General features: G+C 71.3%; 13 protein-coding genes. 8 read left to right on the top strand and 5 right to left on the bottom strand.

The window, feature by feature from the left end:
• Positions 1 to 277: 277 nt before the first annotated feature.
• Positions 278 to 2,305, bottom strand: a complete 2,028-nt coding sequence (locus tag ACG83_RS37590; protein ID WP_054571124.1) for a DHA2 family efflux MFS transporter permease subunit — start codon at positions 2,303 to 2,305, stop codon at positions 278 to 280.
• A gap of 152 nt (positions 2,306 to 2,457) precedes the next feature.
• On the opposite strand from ACG83_RS37590, the gene ACG83_RS37585 reads away from it, so the two are divergent.
• Positions 2,458 to 2,919 carry a MarR family winged helix-turn-helix transcriptional regulator gene (locus ACG83_RS37585; protein ID WP_054571030.1) on the top strand — a complete coding sequence of 154 codons (462 nt, stop codon included), beginning with the start codon at positions 2,458 to 2,460 and terminating at the stop codon, positions 2,917 to 2,919.
• A gap of 16 nt (positions 2,920 to 2,935) precedes the next feature.
• Here the strand turns inward: ACG83_RS37585 and ACG83_RS37580 are convergent, their stop codons facing one another.
• Positions 2,936 to 3,523: a TetR family transcriptional regulator gene (locus ACG83_RS37580; RefSeq protein ID WP_054571029.1), complete on the bottom strand. Its 588-nt coding sequence runs from the start codon at positions 3,521 to 3,523 to the stop codon at positions 2,936 to 2,938.
• A 121-nt stretch (positions 3,524 to 3,644) separates the two neighbouring features.
• On the opposite strand from ACG83_RS37580, the gene ACG83_RS37575 reads away from it, so the two are divergent.
• Positions 3,645 to 5,276 carry an MFS transporter gene (locus tag ACG83_RS37575; RefSeq protein ID WP_054571028.1) on the top strand — a complete coding sequence of 544 codons (1,632 nt, stop codon included), beginning with the start codon at positions 3,645 to 3,647 and terminating at the stop codon, positions 5,274 to 5,276.
• 266 nt (positions 5,277 to 5,542) lie between these two features.
• On the opposite strand, the gene ACG83_RS37570 is transcribed toward ACG83_RS37575, so the two are convergent.
• Both ACG83_RS37570 and ACG83_RS37565 read right to left on the bottom strand, forming a co-directional pair.
• Positions 5,543 to 6,280, bottom strand: coding sequence for a TetR/AcrR family transcriptional regulator (locus ACG83_RS37570; RefSeq protein WP_054571027.1), 738 nt, complete (start codon positions 6,278 to 6,280; stop codon positions 5,543 to 5,545).
• Positions 6,281 to 6,380: 100 nt separating this feature from the next.
• Entirely contained in the window at positions 6,381 to 7,919 is a 1,539-nt protein-coding gene (locus tag ACG83_RS37565; protein ID WP_083473911.1) for an MFS transporter, read from the bottom strand.
• Positions 7,920 to 8,165: 246 nt separating this feature from the next.
• Here ACG83_RS37565 and ACG83_RS37560 point away from each other — a divergent pair, with 246 nt between their 5' ends.
• The 3 genes from ACG83_RS37560 (at position 8,166) to ACG83_RS37550 (ending at position 11,887) form a co-directional block, all read left to right on the top strand.
• Complete coding sequence (locus ACG83_RS37560; RefSeq protein WP_076834265.1) at positions 8,166 to 8,738, top strand: DUF1990 family protein; 573 nt, start codon at positions 8,166 to 8,168, stop codon at positions 8,736 to 8,738.
• Between the two features lie 300 nt (positions 8,739 to 9,038).
• Positions 9,039 to 9,665: a TetR/AcrR family transcriptional regulator gene (locus ACG83_RS37555; RefSeq protein ID WP_054571026.1), complete on the top strand. Its 627-nt coding sequence runs from the start codon at positions 9,039 to 9,041 to the stop codon at positions 9,663 to 9,665.
• A gap of 41 nt (positions 9,666 to 9,706) precedes the next feature.
• Positions 9,707 to 11,887: an ATP-binding protein gene (locus tag ACG83_RS37550; RefSeq protein ID WP_054571025.1), complete on the top strand. Its 2,181-nt coding sequence runs from the start codon at positions 9,707 to 9,709 to the stop codon at positions 11,885 to 11,887.
• A gap of 65 nt (positions 11,888 to 11,952) precedes the next feature.
• On the opposite strand, the gene ACG83_RS37545 is transcribed toward ACG83_RS37550, so the two are convergent.
• Positions 11,953 to 12,606, bottom strand: a complete 654-nt coding sequence (locus ACG83_RS37545) for a DUF2278 family protein (RefSeq protein ID WP_054571024.1) — start codon at positions 12,604 to 12,606, stop codon at positions 11,953 to 11,955.
• 364 nt (positions 12,607 to 12,970) lie between these two features.
• Here ACG83_RS37545 and ACG83_RS37540 point away from each other — a divergent pair, with 364 nt between their 5' ends.
• From ACG83_RS37540 to ACG83_RS47280, 3 genes are read left to right on the top strand one after another with little or no spacing between them, the layout of a single operon-like run.
• A complete protein-coding gene (locus tag ACG83_RS37540) occupies positions 12,971 to 13,714 on the top strand; it encodes an ABC transporter ATP-binding protein (RefSeq protein WP_054571023.1) in 744 nt (247 codons plus the stop codon).
• Positions 13,714 to 15,225, top strand: a complete 1,512-nt coding sequence (locus ACG83_RS37535; protein WP_235498430.1) for an ABC transporter permease — start codon at positions 13,714 to 13,716, stop codon at positions 15,223 to 15,225. The genes ACG83_RS37540 and ACG83_RS37535 overlap by 1 nt, the downstream gene beginning before the upstream one ends.
• Positions 15,225 to 16,469 carry a histidine kinase gene (locus ACG83_RS47280; protein WP_054571021.1) on the top strand — a complete coding sequence of 415 codons (1,245 nt, stop codon included), beginning with the start codon at positions 15,225 to 15,227 and terminating at the stop codon, positions 16,467 to 16,469. The genes ACG83_RS37535 and ACG83_RS47280 overlap by 1 nt, the downstream gene beginning before the upstream one ends.
• Positions 16,470 to 16,547: the final 78 nt, after the last annotated feature.

Below are 16,547 nucleotides of genomic sequence, written 5' to 3'. Positions count from 1 at the left end.
CCCGAACGGTCGGAAGGCGGCCACGGCGGTGGCACTTACGAGGGCCGCCGTCCCGGAACGTCCTGCGTAAACCGCCGCGCGACTCGCTCCTCCTCGTGGCGGGCCGGTAGCCGTCCAGCCGGGAGTCCGATTGACCCCGGACAAATCAATCCTGCCGCCTTTGATGCGAATTGTCCTTGGTGTGGGGGTACGAAATCGTGCGTGCCGTACTGGACCGCTGCTCCAGCTGAGGAGCTCCGTTGTGGCAGTCTCCGGCCACGACGGAGCTCCGGATCGATCAGGAGGCGGACTTGGCGCCCGCGGTCTCGGCCTCGGACGTGGACGCGAGCACGGACGCGAGCACGGGCTCGGTCTCAGCCGTGGACGTGGCTTCGGCTTCGGGTGTGGCCTCGACCTCGGGTGCGGACGTGACCTCGGACGTGGCCTCGGCCTCGGACGTGGCCTCGGCCTCGGGTGTGGCCTCGGCCTCGGGTGTGGCCTCGGCCTCGGGTGTGGCCTCGGCCTCGGGTGTGGCCTCGGCCTCGGGTGTGGCCTCGGCCTCGGGTGCGGACGTGACCTCGGACGTGGCCTCGGCTTCGGGTGTGGCCTCGGCCTCGGGTGTGGCCTCGGCTTCGGGCGCGGGCTCGACCTCAGCCTCGGAGGTCGCCTTGACCTCGGCTTCGGGCTCGGCCTCGGATGTGGCCTCGGGCTCCGGTTCGGAGGCGACGGCAGCCGGCGATGCGGCAGCCTCGTCCGTTGCCGCCTTCTGCGTCGGCACGGCGGGCGGCTCGGCAGGGGCCGAGGTGATGTGAGCCGCGGCGTGGCGCGGCAGGAAGAACCCGGAGAGCAGGCCGATCACCGTGAGGCCGACGATCCACCAGAACGTCTCGCCGAAAGCGGCGCCGATCTTGTCGGCGATCGCCGGGGGCAGCTCCACCTGCGCGGCGCCCTCGAGCGTGGTGCCGCCCGCCGCCGGGACACGGTTGGCGATGGCGTGCTGCAGCTGGACGGCGACCAGCGCCGTCGCCAGCGAGCCGCCGACCCGCTGCAGGATGTTCAGGGTGGTGGTGGCCCGCGGCACCGCTGCGGGGGCGAGGGTCTGGTAGGCCGCGCTCATCGCCGGCATCATCGAGGCGCCGAAGCCCAGCCCGCGCACGAAGAGGAAGATCATGAGCACGACTTCGTTGGTGTGGGCGTCGACCTGGGTGTAGGCGACTGTGCCGGCGGCGCAGATGGCCATGCCGACGGGGATGACCCAGCCGGGGCCGACTCGGTCGACGACCCGCCCGGCGACCAGCATGCCGACCATCGCGCCCAGCCCCTGCGGGATCATCGACAGGCCTGCCTCGAGCGCGCCCTGACCGCGAGCGACCTGGTAGTACAGCGGCAGCAGGAACATGCCGCCGTACAGGGCGGCGCCGACCGTGAACGTGGTGACGCTGGCGAGGGTGAACGTGCGGTCGCGGAACAGCCGCAGGTCCAGCAGGGCGTCGCCGCGCCGCAGGGCGTACACGACGAACACGATCAGCAGCACCACGCCGACCGCGCTGCTGATCACGACCTGCGCGGAGCCGAAACCGCCGTCGGAGCCGGCCTGGGACAGGCCGTAGACGAGGCCCGCCAGACCAGGGGAGATCAACAGCAGCCCGGGCACGTCGAGCCGGTGGTGCGCCTGCCCGCGGTCGTCGCGTGGCAGCACCCGCCACGAGGCGATCAGCGCGACCGCGCCGACGGGCAGGTTCACGAAGAAGATCCAGCGCCAGTCGAGATGGTCGACGAGGAGGCCGCCGAGGACCGGGCCGAGCACCGGGGCGATCAGCGTCGGGATCCCGATGACGTTCATGATTCGGTTCATCCGCTGCGGCCCGGCGGCCGTGGCCAGCAGGGTCATGCAGATCGGCATGATCATTCCGCCGCCGAGGCCCTGCAGGACGCGGAAGGCGATCAGGCTGCCCGCCGACCAGGCGAAGCCGCACAGGGCGCTGCCCAGCAGGAACAGGGTCAGCGAGATGTTCCACATCCGGGTCGCGCCGAAGCGCTCCACCGCCCAGCCGGTCGCCGGGATGACGATGGCCAGCGCCAGCAGGTACCCGGTGGTGACCCAGGAGATCGTCGACAGGGAGGTGTCGAAGTCCTGTGCGAGGCGGTCGATGGCGACGGCGACGATCGTCGTGTCGAGGATGACCATGATCGCGCCGAGCGTGACCGTGAGTGCGAGACGGCGCAGCGCTGGGTCGATCTCGTTGCCGGCGTCGGCCGCCGGCACGGTGGTCGACCTGGTCGCAGCCCCGGCGGCCTGGTCGGTTCCATCTGGTTGATCGGGCACACGGGCTCCCTGATCGTGTTCCGTCGCGGCCACCGGTGCCTCCGGCGGCCCTGTCGTCGCCCAGCATCCGCCGATCGTTGAGTAACGTCAAACATTGATTGCGGCCAACAAAAACTGTTCGTGATCGGGGTTGGGCGAGGTAGTGTCGAGGCGTGATCCATTCGGCCGGGCAGGAGGCCTGGCTTGCCATCCAGGTGCTGATCATGGCCGGTGAGGGGCAGCGGCAACTGCATCGGGTCTGTCAGGAGGTCGATCTCCCGCCGGGTGCGCTGAAGGTGCTGCTCGTGCTGTGCGGGGGGCCGCGGCCCATGCGGGAGCTGGTCGGCTTCTTCCAGCTGGACCCGTCCTACATCACCAGCATGGTGGACGCACTCGAGCGCCGCGGCGTCGCACGGCGCGAACCGCATCCGACCGACCGGCGTGCCAAGACTGTCGCGATCACCGAGGATGGGCGCAAGGTCGTCGAGCGGGCCAGGGAGCTGATGACGGTTCCACCGCAGTCCTTCGACGTGCTCTCCGCGGCCGAGCAGCAGCAGTTGCTCGCCCTGCTGCTGCGCGTCCTCGACGCCGAGCTGGACATCCCGGATGTGATGCGCCCGAGGCCAACGGCCTGAGCCTCCTAACCCGCGGCTAGGTTCCAAGCACGCAGTGCAGTGCCGGTTCCAGCTGGTCGAAGGCCCGTTTGCCGATCTCGAGCAGGTCGAGCCGCCCGTCCGAGGTCTCCCAGTGGAGCAGGACGGCGTCGAGGGTGGCGAGCGTCCAGCTGGTGATCAGGCGGGCGGCGAGCGGGTCGTGGTCCGGCCCGAGCCGGGCGATGACCGAGGCGGTCAGCGCGGCGGTTCGCGCCCGTTGGGCATCGGACAGCCGCGTGCTCAGCTCCGGCCGGCTGGTGACCATGCGCAGGACGGCGAGCGCGGGGGCGGGGCTGTCGGCGCATGACTGCAGCACCGTGAAGGTCGCCGAACGCAGCGTGGCGACGACGGGTTCGTCCGGGGGGCGGGCGTCGACGATGCCGTCGAAGCCGCCGGAGTGGAAGATCTCGCTGACCACGTCCTCCTTCGCCGGGTAGTAGCGAAAGAATGTGCGTGGTGACACCTCGGCCGCGGCCGAGATGTCCTCGACGGTGGTCGCCTCGTAGCCACGCTCGGTGAACAGCGCCATCGCGGCCGCCGCGAGTGCCTCGCGCGTCCGTTCCTTCTTCGTTTCCCGAAGACCCATGACCGCCTCCCCGGCCGCGATGGTACCAATCCTGGCATCAGAATGTTAAATGGCACACGGTTGCCACTTCGCTTGCGGGGTGTGAGGCTGGTAGAACCCCTGACCTGAGCGGAGACCCCGAATGACTTCACCACCGTCCACGACCGCCGCGCACCGGCCCGACGGGGCGAGGAAGGGCGCGGGCGCGCAGGCCAGCGGCGGTGGCCGGCTGGAGAGGCTGCGGGCGAACCCGTGGCTGACGCTGGTCAGCGTCGCCCTCGGCGTGATCATGGTCGGTCTCGACGGCACCGTGGTGTCGATCGCGAACCCGTTCATCGCCCGCGATCTCGACGCCAGCCTGCAGAGCCTGCAGTGGGTCACGAACGCCTATCTGCTCGCGCTCGCGGTGCTTCTGATCGTCGGCGGCAAGCTCGGTGACCGGTTCGGCCGGAAGAAGGTCTTCCTCGTCGGCATCGCCGGGTTCGCGGTGACGTCGCTGCTCGTCGGCCTGTCCGGCAGCATCGGCGAGGTCATCGTGTGGCGTGCGCTGCAGGGCGTGTTCGGTGCGCTGCTGATGCCGAACACGCTGGCGCTGCTGCGTTCGGTCTTCCCGGCCGAGAAGCTCAACTCCGCCATCGGGATCTGGGGAGCGAGCTCCGCGATCTCGATTGCGGCCGGCCCGATCATCGGTGGCCTCCTCGTCGAGAACGTCTCCTGGGAGTCCGTGTTCTACCTCAACATTCCGGTCGGGGTCGTCGCCCTTGTCGTCGGCCTGGCGGTGGTCAGGGAAAGCCGTAACGAGGAGCCCGGGCAGCGCTTCGACCCACTTGGTCTGCTCCTGTTGTCCGGGGGTCTGTTCGCGCTGGTCTACGGCGTGGTGAAGGCACAGTCCTGGGGCTGGGGGAGCGTGAGCACGCTCGGCTTCCTCGGGGGTGCGGTCGTCCTGCTGGTGCTGTTCGTGCTGGTCGAGCTGCGAGTGGCGCAGCCGTTGCTGCCGATGTCGCTCTTCCGGGACAGGTCGGTCACCCTTGGCAGCATCCTGGTGCTGGTGAACTTCTTCGCTATGTTCGGTGTGCTGTTCTTCCTCACGCTCTATCTGCAGAACGTGCACGGATACTCCGCTGTCGACACCGGTCTCAGGCTGCTTCCGCTGACCGCGGTCTTCATGGTCGGCAGCCCGGTGGCGGCCAGCCTGACCACCAGGTTCGGCCCGCGGGTACCGATCGGCGTCGGGATGTTCGTGCTGTCGCTGGCCCTGTTCTGGATGACGACGCTCGGCACGCACACGTCCTACCTGCGGCTGTGGCCGTCGCTGCTCGCCATCGGGGTGGGCATCGCCTTCGTGTCGGTCGCCTCGGCCGAGGCCATCGTCGGGAACGCCCCGCTGGAGCTGTCCGGGGTCGCGGGTGGTCTGCAGAGCACGGCCATGCAGCTCGGCGGCGCGATCGGGACGTCGGTGCTGGGTTCCGTGCTGGCAGCCAGGGTCGAGGGCGTCCTGTTCGACAAGACGGTGAACGCCGGTGCGCCGCCCGAGATCGCCGCCCGGGCCGCGCAGGGGACGGAGGAGGTCGTCCAGGGTCTCGTGCCGACGTCGACCGGGGCCTCCGGGCAGGTCGCCGACGCGGTGGCCGCGGGCGCGCACGCAGCCTTCATGTCCGGCCTGCATGTCGCGCTGCTGGTGGGCGCGACCGTCGCGTTGATCGGCGCGCTGGCCGCACCACTGATCCGGACGAGCGGTAGGCCCGGCGAGGCTGCCCCCGCGTTCGCGGCCTGACGCGGCCGGGCGACGGGGGTGGCGGTTGTCACTCGACGACTGGCCTCCCCCAGGGATTCGGCACCGTCGCGCCGCATCAGCAATTCGCCGCACGAGGGACAAAAAGGGCGCAGAGTCGTTTGGTAATCCGCAAGGGTGGAGGATTTTGGTCGTTCCGACAGCCAAAATCCTCCACCCTTGCTCGGCAGCAGCCAAAGTCCAAAGCTCGGGATTCTGCTAAATGCTCTGCGGCAGCCGAAATCCGCACTTCTTGCGGGTTGCCACGTTCAGAGATTCGGAACGGGTGGATGCGCGAGCGGGGCCGCCCCCGGGCGCAGCCCGGCCAGGAGCAGGTCGAGGTAACGCTCGACGGCGCTGAGGCCGGCCGGGGCGGACATGTCCACCACGCCGCGTAGGGACCACATGAGCATCACGATGTCCGTGATGGTGACATCCGGTCGTATCGTGCCGGCCTGCTGGGCCTGGACGAGGAGCTCCGCCAGCACCGCGCGGAAGGCCATGCGCGGCTCGTCCGGCTGAGCCGCATCGTAGATCTTCATCATGTATCCGCGCTTGCTGACCTGGACGGCGGCGCAGCGGCGCAGTGTCCGTTCCAGGCCAGCGCCGTCGGCGGCGCCGAGCTCTGCCCGGGCGTCGTCCACCAGCGCGCGCAGCAGATCCTCGGCGAGCTGCGCGATCAGGTGCTCCTTGGTGGGGAACCGCCGGTACAGCGTGCCGACCCCGACACCGGCCCGGCGAGCGATCTCCTCGACGTTGGCGTCGATCCCACGCTCGGCGAAGACCTCGCAGGCCGCGGTGATGATCCGGTCCCGGTTGCGGGCGGCGTCCTGGCGCAGGCGGGGCGTTGCCGGCGCTTCGGCGCCCGCGCCGGTGCTCGAGCCTGTGTCGGTGCTCGAGCCTGTGTCGGTTTTCGAGACGGCCGCCGGAGCCGGCCCCGGCGGTGCGGCCAGGCTGGACTCAGATACGGGCGCCGGTGTGGATGGCGGCGCGGGCATCCTGCTCATGACGTCCTCTCCCGGTCGGCGGCTCCCGGGCGAGTCGGCTGGTGGGCGGCGACCGGCGCCGGTCTGGGAGCCGAGCCGGCACCCAGACCGGTCGACGTGGTCAGTCGACCAGTTCAGCCCCGGCGACGAGTGCGGATTCCGCGTGCTCGTGCCGGCCCGAGAGTTCCAACACGACAGTTTCGTTCCTGAAACGTGGAATGAGCAACGCGACCGCCGCCGCGACGACGCTCGCGGCGGCCAGGAACAGGAAGCCGTGGCTGTAGCCGCTGGCCTTCGGCCGGCTGCCCGCGGTCGTGCCGCTGGCGACCAGCACGGCGATCACGGCCGAGCCGAGCGAGCCGCCGATGGTCCGGATGTTGGCGTTCATGCCGCTCGCCACACCGGTCTGGGTGGGCGGCACGGACTCGACGATGATGTTCGCCAGCGCGGCGAAGACCAGGCCCATGCCCCCGCCGAACATCGTGGACGCGAACAGGATCTCCCAGACGTAGTCGTTGAGGTAGCCGAACATGATCATCGGCAGCACGCTGATCAGCGAACCGAGGACCACCGCGGCCCGCGAGCCGATGCTCGCCGCCACCCGGGCGCTGAACATGCTCACCACGAACATCGCCAGGGTCATCGGCAGGCAGTACAGGCCCGACTCGGTCACGCTCGCGCCCAGGCCGTAGCCGGCACTGGTAGGGGTCTGGAGGAAGGCGGGCAGGAACGACATCGTCCCGTAGAGGCCCATGCCGAACATCAGCGCCACGAGGTTCGCGGTCCAGACCGGGCGCTGGCGCATCATCCGCAGATCGATCAGCGGCTCCCTGGCCCGGCTCTCCGCGACCAGCCACAGCAGCAGCAGCACCGCGGCAGCCCCGAACAGGCCCAGGACGCGCCCCGACGTCCAGCCCCAGGCACGGCCCTCGCTGACACCGAGCAGCAGTGAGACGAGCCAGCCGGCGAGCAGGACCCCGCCGAGCCAGCTGACTCCCCCGGGCGTGCGGTTGCGCGACTCCGGGATGAACTTCGCCGCCGCGGCGGCCGCGAGCAGCACGACAGCCATCGGCGCCCAGAACAGCCAGTGGTAGCCGAACGCGTCCTCGATCGGGCCGGCGAGGACGAGGCCGGCACCGGCGCCGACCGCGGTCAGGGCGGCTATGACTCCGACCGCCGTACCGACTTTCTCCCGGGGCAGCTCGTCGCGCAGGATCCCGAAGGACAGGGGCAGGATCGCGCCACCGCAGCCCTGGATCGCCCGGCCGATGATCATGATGCCGATGTTGGGTGCCAGCGCCGACACCAGCGCGCCGAGTGCCAGCAGCAGCAGGGCGAGAACGAAGATCTTCTTCTTGCCCGCCATGTCGCCGATGCGGCCGAGGATCGGTGTGGCGATGGAGGCGGCGAGCAGATAGGCGGTCATCACCCAGGTGACCGTGCTCTGGTCGGTGTGCAGCTCGCGCTGGATCGTCGGCAGGACCGGGCCCACCAGGGACTGCAGCAACGCGAACGCCGCCGTTCCCGCGATGACCACGCCGTAGGTCAGCTGGTAGCTGTTCGCCCTGTCCGCGCTGCCTGACCTGTTTGTGTTGCCTGCGCTGCCTGACCTGCCTGACCTGCCTGCGCTGCTCGTGCTGCTCGCCGTGCCCGCCTTCATCCGCGCCCTCTCGACTGCCGCCACGAAGATCGATTGATGTGGCTCCTCGCCGGCTGGCAGCGCGGCGCCCAGGCAGAAGTGGAATCGAGATTCCGGTCGCTGTCAAGAACGCTGCCGCTGGGCGGAGGTGGGCCCTTTGCGTGAACCTCTGTGAGGTGATGGGTGTGGTCGGCCGGGCTGCGACAGGGCTCACTCCGCCGCCAGTCGTCCGAATTGTCCATATTTGAACTGCGTAGGAGGTCTGATTTGCGACTACAGCGAAGCTCTCCGTCATCACTCGAACGTGATGTTCATCGCTGTCGGAACCTCGAGCTGACCTATCCCGAACGGGGCGCGACGGCGGGTCCGCTGCCCGACGGTTATCACCATGTGATGCATCGCATACAGATCGGAACAGGGCGGACGGTTTTCGACCGGGCGTCCGGCGCGCTGCTGGACTGGTCCATGCAGCGCGGCGCCGGCCTGCGGCTCGCCGCCACCCGGCCGCTGGTGGAGACCGGCGCGACGGTGCTGATGTGTGCCGGGCCGGGGCCGGTCGGCATCGCCGCGCCCTGCCGGGTCGTCTGGGTGCTCGACGAGCCGGACCGGCGCGGTTTCGCCTACGGGACGCTGCCCGGCCATCCCGAGAGTGGTGAGGAGGCCTTTGTCGTCGAGTGGGACGCCGGTGCGGTCTGGCTCACCATCGCGGCGTTCAGCCGTCCGGACGGGCTGCTGTCCAGGCTCGGCGCGCCGGTCGGCCGCAGGGTCCAGGACGTGGTGACCCGGCGGTACATCCGGGCTGTGCGTCGGCTCGTGGCTGATGCCGACCCGAAGGGGTAGGGGCCGGAGCTTGCGTCCGCGACGGCGTCCGTACCCGCGACGGCGTCCGTACCCGCGACGGCGTCCGTACCCGCGACGGCGTCTGTAACTGCGACGGCGTCCGTACCCGCGACCGCACCTGGCCGGGTGCCCGGCGGTGCCGTCTCCGCCACTGCCGCGGCCTGCCTTGCCTCGGTTCAGATATCATCCAGGACAAATACTTTACCTGGTAAAGATCGAGTTGGTGGGCCGGGAGCGTGGCTGACCGCGGGGCGGCTGATCGAGATCGGGGCGGGCGGGTCGGATGACGGGGCGTGTCGGATGAGTGGGCTGCGGGAGCGTAAGAAGCGGCGTACCCACGACGCGCTGTCCGAGGCCGCCATCGCCCTGTTCCTGGAGCGCGGGTTCGACAACGTTTCCGTCGCCGAGGTGGCGGCCGCGGCGGAGGTCTCCAAGCCGACGTTGTTCGCCTACTTCCCCACCAAGGAGGACCTCGTCCTGCACCGTCTCGTCGATCACGCGGGCGAGGCCGGTCGGGTGGTGCGGGCGCGGCCCGCGGGCGAGTCGCCGTTGCAGGCCCTGGAGAACCACTTCGTCGCCGGTCTGGCGCGGCGCGATCCCGTGACCGGCCTGAACGGTGACCCCGCGGTCCTCGCCTTCCACGGGATGGTCTTCGACACGCCGAGCCTGGCCGGGCGGGTCGCCCAGTACACAGCCCGGGACGAGGAGGCGCTCGCCGCGGCGCTGGCCGAGGCCGTACCGGCGGCCGGTGACCTGGCCGCGCGGCTGGCGGCCAGCCAGGTTCTCGCCGTGTGCCGGGTGCTCGCCCGGGAGAACTGGCGCCAGCTCTGCCTGCCGCGGCCCGCACCCGCGGTCCATTCCGACGCGCTCGCCGCCGCCCGCCTGGCTTTCCGGGCGCTGCGGAACGGGCTCGTCGAATTCGCGTGAAACCGCCAGCCGGGCCACCGGACGCCAGACAGGGAGTTCTGTTGTACGCGCAGAGGACCGGCCCGACCGAGGACGTCGCGCGAGGCGATGAGCTGTGTGCGGAGCAGGCCTATCTGCGTCGTGCGCTGCTCGCGCTGCGCGGAATGTTCGAACAGGTGCGGAACACCGCCGTCGCCGCCGGCGACCCGGTGGCGGACAAGGTGACGAACGCGTATCTGCGGATCGACCGGGAACGGCGGCTCGCGGCACTCGGCCCGCGCGACGATTCGATACCGCTGTTCTTCGGGCGCCTCGACTACCGGCAGGACCACCCAGCTTCGGCACCGGCACCGGCACCGGCGGTGGCGCTGGCCGAGGTGCCGGCCGCGCCGGTCTACCTGGGCCGTCGGCTCGTCCGGGAGGAGGCGGGTGACGACCCGCTGGTGGTCGACTGGCGGGCCGACGTCGCGCGCCCCTTCTACCGGGCACACCGCGCCGACCCGATGGGCCTGCGGGTCCGGCGCAGGTTCGGGTTCGTCGACGGCGAGCTGACCGCGTTCGAGGACGAGGCCTTCGGACCCGGTGCCACCACCAGCTACGACGAGACCGCCGCGACGGCAGCGACCGCCGCGACGAGCCTGCTCGAGCAGGAGATCCAGCGGCCGCGGTCCGGCCCGATGCGGGACATCGTCGCGACGATCCAGCCGGAGCAGGACGAGATCGTCCGCGCCGGGCTCGAGCTCAGTATCTGCGTGCAGGGCGCACCCGGTACGGGGAAGACCGCGGTCGGGCTGCACCGCGCCGCCTATCTGCTGTACACCTACCGCGAGCGGCTGGCGCGTTCCGGGGTGCTGGTCGTCGGCCCGAACCGCGCCTTCCTCGGCTACATCGCCTCGGTGCTGCCGGCGTTGGGGGAGTTCACCGTCGAGCAGCGCAGCATCCTCGACCTGCTCGACACGCCGTCCACGCCGTCCACGCCGGCCGCGTCGGCCGCGTCGGCCGCGCGCGGCAGCGGTGCCGCCGAGCCGGAGGATGTCGCCGTCCTCAAAGGTGACGCGCGGATGGCCACCGTGATCCGGCGTGCTCTGCACGGTGCCATCCAGGCACCCACCGGGCCGGTCACCATCGTCACGAGGGAGGGCCGCTGGACCGTCGCCGAGCAGGAGGTGACGTCCATGCTCACCGCGCTGCGGTCCGGCTCATACGGGTATGGCCCAGGCCGGGCGATGCTGGCCCGGCGGATCGGCGCGGCCGCCGCGCGCCGGGCGGAGCTGGCCGGGGCACACATCACCGACGCCGGCATCGAGGCCTTGGCCCGCAGCCGACCGGTTCGCGCGGCGGTCGAGGCGATCTGGCCGAAGGCCGACGGGGCGAAGCTGATCCGGCGCCTGTTCACCGACCCGGAGTTCCTCGCCGCGGCGGCCGAGGGGGTGCTGACGGGAGCGGAACAGGCCCTGCTCGTCGGCCACCGGTCCCGCGGCGGGTCGGTCGCGGACGCCTACTGCGTGGACGAGGCGCGACATCTGATCGAGCGGGTGCCCGGCTTCGGCCATGTGATCGTCGACGAGGCGCAGGACCTGTCGGCGATGCAGTGCCGGGCGATCGGGCGCAGGTGCGAGCAGGGATCGCTGACCGTCCTGGGCGACCTGGCGCAGGGAACCAGCGCCTGGGCCGCCGGCAGCTGGCAGGACCTGCTGGCCCACCTGGGTAAACCGGCCACTCATGTCGAGGTGCTGGACCGCAGCCACCGGGTGCCCGCCGAGATCCTCGGCTACGCGAACCGGCTGTTGCCGAGCATCGCGCCGCACGTTCCGCCCGCGACATCGGTCCGCCACGTTCCGGCTGCGTTGACCGTGGTCCGAGCGGCGTCGGACCGGCTGGCCGTGCCGGACAGGCTGGCCGCGGAGGTCACGGCACAGGCGCGTGTCGTGCTGCGCAACGAGGGCTCCACCGCGGTGCTCGTCGCCGACAGCCAGCTGGCTGCCATCGGCCCGGTGCTGCGCGACGCGGGCCTGCCCTTCATCGAGCTGCGGGAGGACACCGCGCCCGGCCGGTTCGCGCTGGTGCCCGCCTCACTGGCGAAGGGACTGGAGTTCGACCATGTGATCCTCGCCGAGCCGGCCGCCGTCGTCGCCGGTGAACCTGGACGAACGAACGGGCTTCGCCGCCTCTACGTCCTGCTGACCCGTGCGGTGACCTCGCTGACGGTCGTTCACGCCGACGACCTGCCCGCGGAGCTCTGACCGCTGTTCCGCGGGCGCGGCGCAATCCGTCCCGGGGGCATCCGGGCGGGCCGGTCAGTCGATGATCAGACGGGCAGGCCGTTGTCGTCGGTGTTGAGGACCTGGGGCTTGAACTTGGTGAGAAAGGCGTTGAGCTCACCGCTCGCCGACCTGATGATCGTGCCGCCGTCCTGCCAGATGCCGTCCAGCCGTTGGAAGTCGCCGGGCGGGTCACCCTGGTTCAGGTGTATGTCGTGGACGCCGAGCCCATGGTTGTAGGGGGCGCCGAAGACGTACACCTGCTGGCAGCCGGTGAGGCGTTTCTCCAGCAGGTCGAGCGCGTTGTCGGCGGTGCTCTCGACCCAGCCGAACCGCGGTGAGCGCAGCACGGAATTGACCAGTGTGATCAGCGGGTTGGCGATGACCGTCACACAGCCGCGGCCGCGCAGAAGGGGGGAGCGCAGATAGTCCAGCGCGCCGGAGGTGGCGTCGCGCGCCAGCACATGCCAGCCCGGCCCGAGCGCGGCGACCGGCGCGAACAGCGCCTCGTCGAGATTGCGCACCTCGCGGTACTGAATCGGCACGCCGCTGGGCGTCGACACATCCACCGCGCACTCGTACTGACCCGCGGGCGCGTTGACGTACATCTTGCCGTGGTACCAGGACCCGAAGTCGTTCGGATCTTCGCGCGCGAACCGATCCAGTGTGCCGATCAGGACGCCATAACCTGCCAGTGGCATGCCTGCCCCCGCGTCACACGAAAATGGAACGGGTGTTGATCGCGAGAGGTCCTGTTAATCCCCGGGAACGCGCCATTTCAGTTTCCCCCCGACCGCATGCCCGACACGGGCATGCCTCCTGCGGGCTATCCTGCCCGATTTGCGGATCGTAGCACCGTCTTATAGGTGAAAGTCCGTCCGCCACGGCAGGCGGCTGGCCGCGCACACGTCGCCGGGGGCGCCCGGGGGTCCGGCGGAAGTGCCGGTCGGGGGTGGGGACAGCCCCACCATGAAGAGGCCCCTTACGCCCATCGACCGGTCCGGGCGCGGTTTCTAGCGTCTGAGGTGCGCTTTTCCAGCCCCTTCCCGCCTCCGGAGCGTTCCGTTGACCAGGTACAGCCCCGTTCTCGAAGTACACGACCTCGCCCGGACCTACGGGTCCGGAACCGGGAGCGTCGCCGCGCTTTCCGGGGTTTCCGCCGCGTTCGCGCGCGGCACGTTCACCGCCGTCATGGGCCCGTCCGGCTCGGGCAAGTCCACCTTCCTGGCCTGCGCCGCCGGGCTGGAGCCACCGACGTCCGGCCGGGTGGTGATCGACGGCGCGGACATCACCGACTGGGACGAGGAACGTCGTACCCTGCTGCGCCGCGAGCGGATCGGCTTCGTCTTCCAGGACTTCCATCTGATGCCCTACCTGAGCGCGACGCAGAACGTCGGCCTGCCGCTGCGCCTCGCGGGCCGCCGGCCGGACCAGCGCCGCGTCCGTGCCCTGCTGGAGCAGGTCGGGCTCGGCGAGCGGGCCGGCCACCTGCCGGCGGCGCTGTCCGGCGGGCAGCGCCAGCGGGTCGCCGTCGCCCGGGCGCTGGTCACCGACCCGGCGGTGGTCCTCGCCGACGAGCCGACCGGCGCGCTCGACTCGGCGTCCGCCGCCTCGCTGCTCGAACTGCTCCGCGGCTGCGTCGACGAGCTGGGCCAGACCGTCGTCATGGTCACCCACGACCCGGTCGCCGCGGCGTACGCCGACTCGGTCATCTTCCTGGTCGACGGGCGGGTCGCGGGCCGTATGGAACACCCCACCGCCACGGCGGTCGCCGGCCAGCTGGCCCGTCTCGACGAGTGGGTGGCCTGATGAGCACGCCGGTGGGGACGTCGGTGAGAACTCCGGCGAGCAGGCCGGTGGGGCGTCCGGTGAGCCTGGGGTGGCTGGCGCTGCGCTCGCTGCGGCACCGGCGCGCCGCGTTCGCCGCGACGTTCGTCGCCGTTCTGCTCGGCACGGCGCTGATCGGGTCGTTCGCGACCCTGATCGAGACGGCGGCCGGCCCGGTCCCGGCGCAGGACGCCGAGTCGCTGCGCATCATGGGCACCGTGGTCGGGGGCTGGGGCGCGGTGATCGTGCTGTTCTCGGTCGCTTCGACGGTCGGTATCACGGTCGGCCAGCGCGACGTCGAGATCGGCCTGCTGCGCACGATCGGGGCCACGCCACGTCAGGTCCGCCGGCTGGTCCGGATGGAGACGTCCGTGGTGTGCCTGGCCGCGTCGGTGATCGGGGCCGCCGTCGCCTTCGGCGGCGGTTACGCGCTGCTGGCGGCACTGGAGGCGGCCGACGTCGTGACTGATGTGGAGTACCGCGGTGGCGTCCGCTCGCTGTCGGCCACGGTGCTGGGCATCCTGCTCGTCTGCCTCGCCGCGGCGTCGATCGCCGGGCGCCGGGCGACCCGCGGGCCCGCGTCGGTCACCGCCGGCGAGGACCTGGCCGGAGCGGGGGCGGGGGCCGGTGCAGGGGCCGGAGGTGGAGCCGGGGCGGGGCCCGTCCGCTGGTGGCGGGTGCCGCTCGCACTGCTGCTCATCGGGTACGGCGCCGCGATGGGCGTCATCACCGTGACGGTCACCGGCCACTCGGACGACCCGTACGACGCGATGTCGACCGCCGGCTCCAACTCGATCCTGGTCGGGGTGGGTCTCGCCCTGCTCGGCCCGGTGCTGCTACCGGCCGGTGCGTGGCTCGCCCGGCCGTTCCTGCATAACCGCGGTGGCGCGGCCTATCTGGCGGTGTACAACCTGTCCCGGCGCGCCCACCTGCTGTCCGGGGTGTTCGGGCCGGTGGTCGTGCTGACGTCGGCCGGCGTCGGCACGCTGATGCTGGTCGGGACGGACGGCCGCACCCTCGTCGGCCCGCAGCCCGAGGGGACCGAGACGATCAATCTGCTGAACAACGTCGTGACGGGAATGTTCAGCCTGTTCGCCGCCATAATGGTGGTCAACTCGTTCGCTGCCGCGATCGCGCACCGGCGCGGTGAACTGCGCCAGCTCTGGCTTGTGGGCGGAACCCGCGCCCAGATCGAGCGTTCGGTGGTCGCGGAGGCGATGCTGGTGGCGGTGGTCGGTGTTGTGCTCGGCCTGGTCGGGTCACTCGCCACGATCATTCCGTTCGGCCTGGCCCGCGACGAGGGCGTGGTTCCGGACGGTCAGCTGTGGCTGCCGCCCGTGTTCGCCATCGGCGTCGGCGCCCTCACCGTGCTGACCGCGCTCGCCGTGGTGCGCCGAGCCACGCGGGCTGTCGGTGCTTCCGGTGCTGCCGGTGCCACCGAGGCCGCCGGCCCGACGCCGGGTGCTCGCGTCGCGACCCTGCCGGTGCCGTGATGCCGGAGGCGGGCCTGGGCGGCCTTCTCGCACCGATCGGGAACATCCGGCCCGGTCCCGCCGACACGCCGGCGTTGCGTGAACGGGTCCGGCTGACGGTCGTCGCCCTCGGATACGCCCTGTCGATGGTGCCGGCGCTGGTGCTGGCGATCCTGTCGGTCGTCACCATCGCGCTGGGCCCACTGACGGTCGGGCTTGTGTTCGCGCTCGCGGTGGTGCCGGCGACCGCAGGCGTCACGGCAGGCCACCGGTGGGTCACCGGTGGCCTGCTCGGCCAGCGCCTGACAGCCACCTACACAGACACCTCGGAGACGACCTTCCTCGCCCGGCCGCTGCGGTGGCTGCGCGACCCGGCCCGCTGGCGGGACTTCGCCTTCCTGTGGTTCTCCGCCACCGGCGGGTTCGTCCTGGCGGTGATCCCGCCGGGCCTGCTGGCCGCGCCGATCACCTACCTGGTGTGGATGATCGTGGACCCGCGCTGGCTGTGGTTCGTGCTGCTGCTCCTGTCCGGCCCGGCGGTGTACGTGTGGTGGCTGGTCACGCCGGCGCTCGTGCGCGCCAGGGCGGTGGCGGAACGGGCCATCCTCGGTGGCTCCCGGGTCGCGGAGCTCCAGCGGCGGGTGGAACGGGTCACCTCGTCCCGCAGCAGCGCGCTGGACCATTCGGCTGCGGAGATCCGCCGCATCGAACGGGACCTGCACGACGGGGCGCAGGCCCGGATCGCCGCCGTCGGGATGAGTGTCGGGCTCGCCGAGAAGCTGGTCGAGCAGGACCCGGCGGCGGCCGTCGAGCTGCTGCGGGAGGCGCGCGCGACGACCGTGTCCGCGCTGGAGGACCTGCGGGCGGTGGTGCGCGACATCCATCCGCCGGTGTTGGCTGATCGTGGGCTCGTCGGGGCGGTCGAGGCGCTGGCCCTGACCCTGCCGCTGCCGGTCACGGTGTCGCTGGTGCTCGACCGGCCGCTGCCCGACCCGGTCGAGTCCGCCGCCTACTTCGCGATCGCCGAATGCCTCGCCAACACGATCAAGCACGCGGACGCGACCTTCGCCCGCGTCTCCGGCAGCCACGACGGTGAGCTGCTGCGGCTCGTCGTCGGCGACGACGGGAAGGGCGGGGCGGACATCGGCGGCGCCGGCCTCACCGGCGTCGCCCGCCGGCTCGCGGCGTTCGACGGCACGCTGGACGTCGTCAGCCCCGCCGGGGGGCCGACCACCGCCACGATGGAGATCCCGTGCCGGACCTGACCTCGCCGCCAGGCGCCGAATCCGTCCCGGGCCACGCCGTCCCGGATGGCTCGGACAGTTCGGCCTCGGACGGCCAGG

The organism is Frankia sp. R43, from assembly GCF_001306465.1.
Classification (GTDB): domain Bacteria; phylum Actinomycetota; class Actinomycetes; order Frankiales; family Frankiaceae; genus Parafrankia; species Parafrankia irregularis.
The sequence above is the reverse complement of the archived record's forward strand: the minus strand, read 5'-3'. Positions and strand labels throughout refer to the sequence as shown.

Excerpts from the sequence above, each read along its gene's own strand:
- ACG83_RS37580 (WP_054571029.1), bottom strand. The coding sequence starts at position 3,523 with ATGGGTCTTCGGGAAACGAAGAAGGAACGGACGCGCGAGGCACTCGCG.
- ACG83_RS37575 (WP_054571028.1), top strand. The coding sequence starts at position 3,645 with ATGACTTCACCACCGTCCACGACCGCCGCGCACCGGCCCGACGGGGCG.
- ACG83_RS37570 (WP_054571027.1), bottom strand. The coding sequence starts at position 6,280 with ATGAGCAGGATGCCCGCGCCGCCATCCACACCGGCGCCCGTATCTGAG.
- ACG83_RS37565 (WP_083473911.1), bottom strand. The coding sequence starts at position 7,919 with ATGAAGGCGGGCACGGCGAGCAGCACGAGCAGCGCAGGCAGGTCAGGC.
- ACG83_RS37555 (WP_054571026.1), top strand. The coding sequence starts at position 9,039 with ATGAGTGGGCTGCGGGAGCGTAAGAAGCGGCGTACCCACGACGCGCTG.
- ACG83_RS37545 (WP_054571024.1), bottom strand. The coding sequence starts at position 12,606 with ATGCCACTGGCAGGTTATGGCGTCCTGATCGGCACACTGGATCGGTTC.
- ACG83_RS37535 (WP_235498430.1), top strand. The coding sequence starts at position 13,714 with ATGAGCACGCCGGTGGGGACGTCGGTGAGAACTCCGGCGAGCAGGCCG.
- ACG83_RS47280 (WP_054571021.1), top strand. The coding sequence starts at position 15,225 with ATGCCGGAGGCGGGCCTGGGCGGCCTTCTCGCACCGATCGGGAACATC.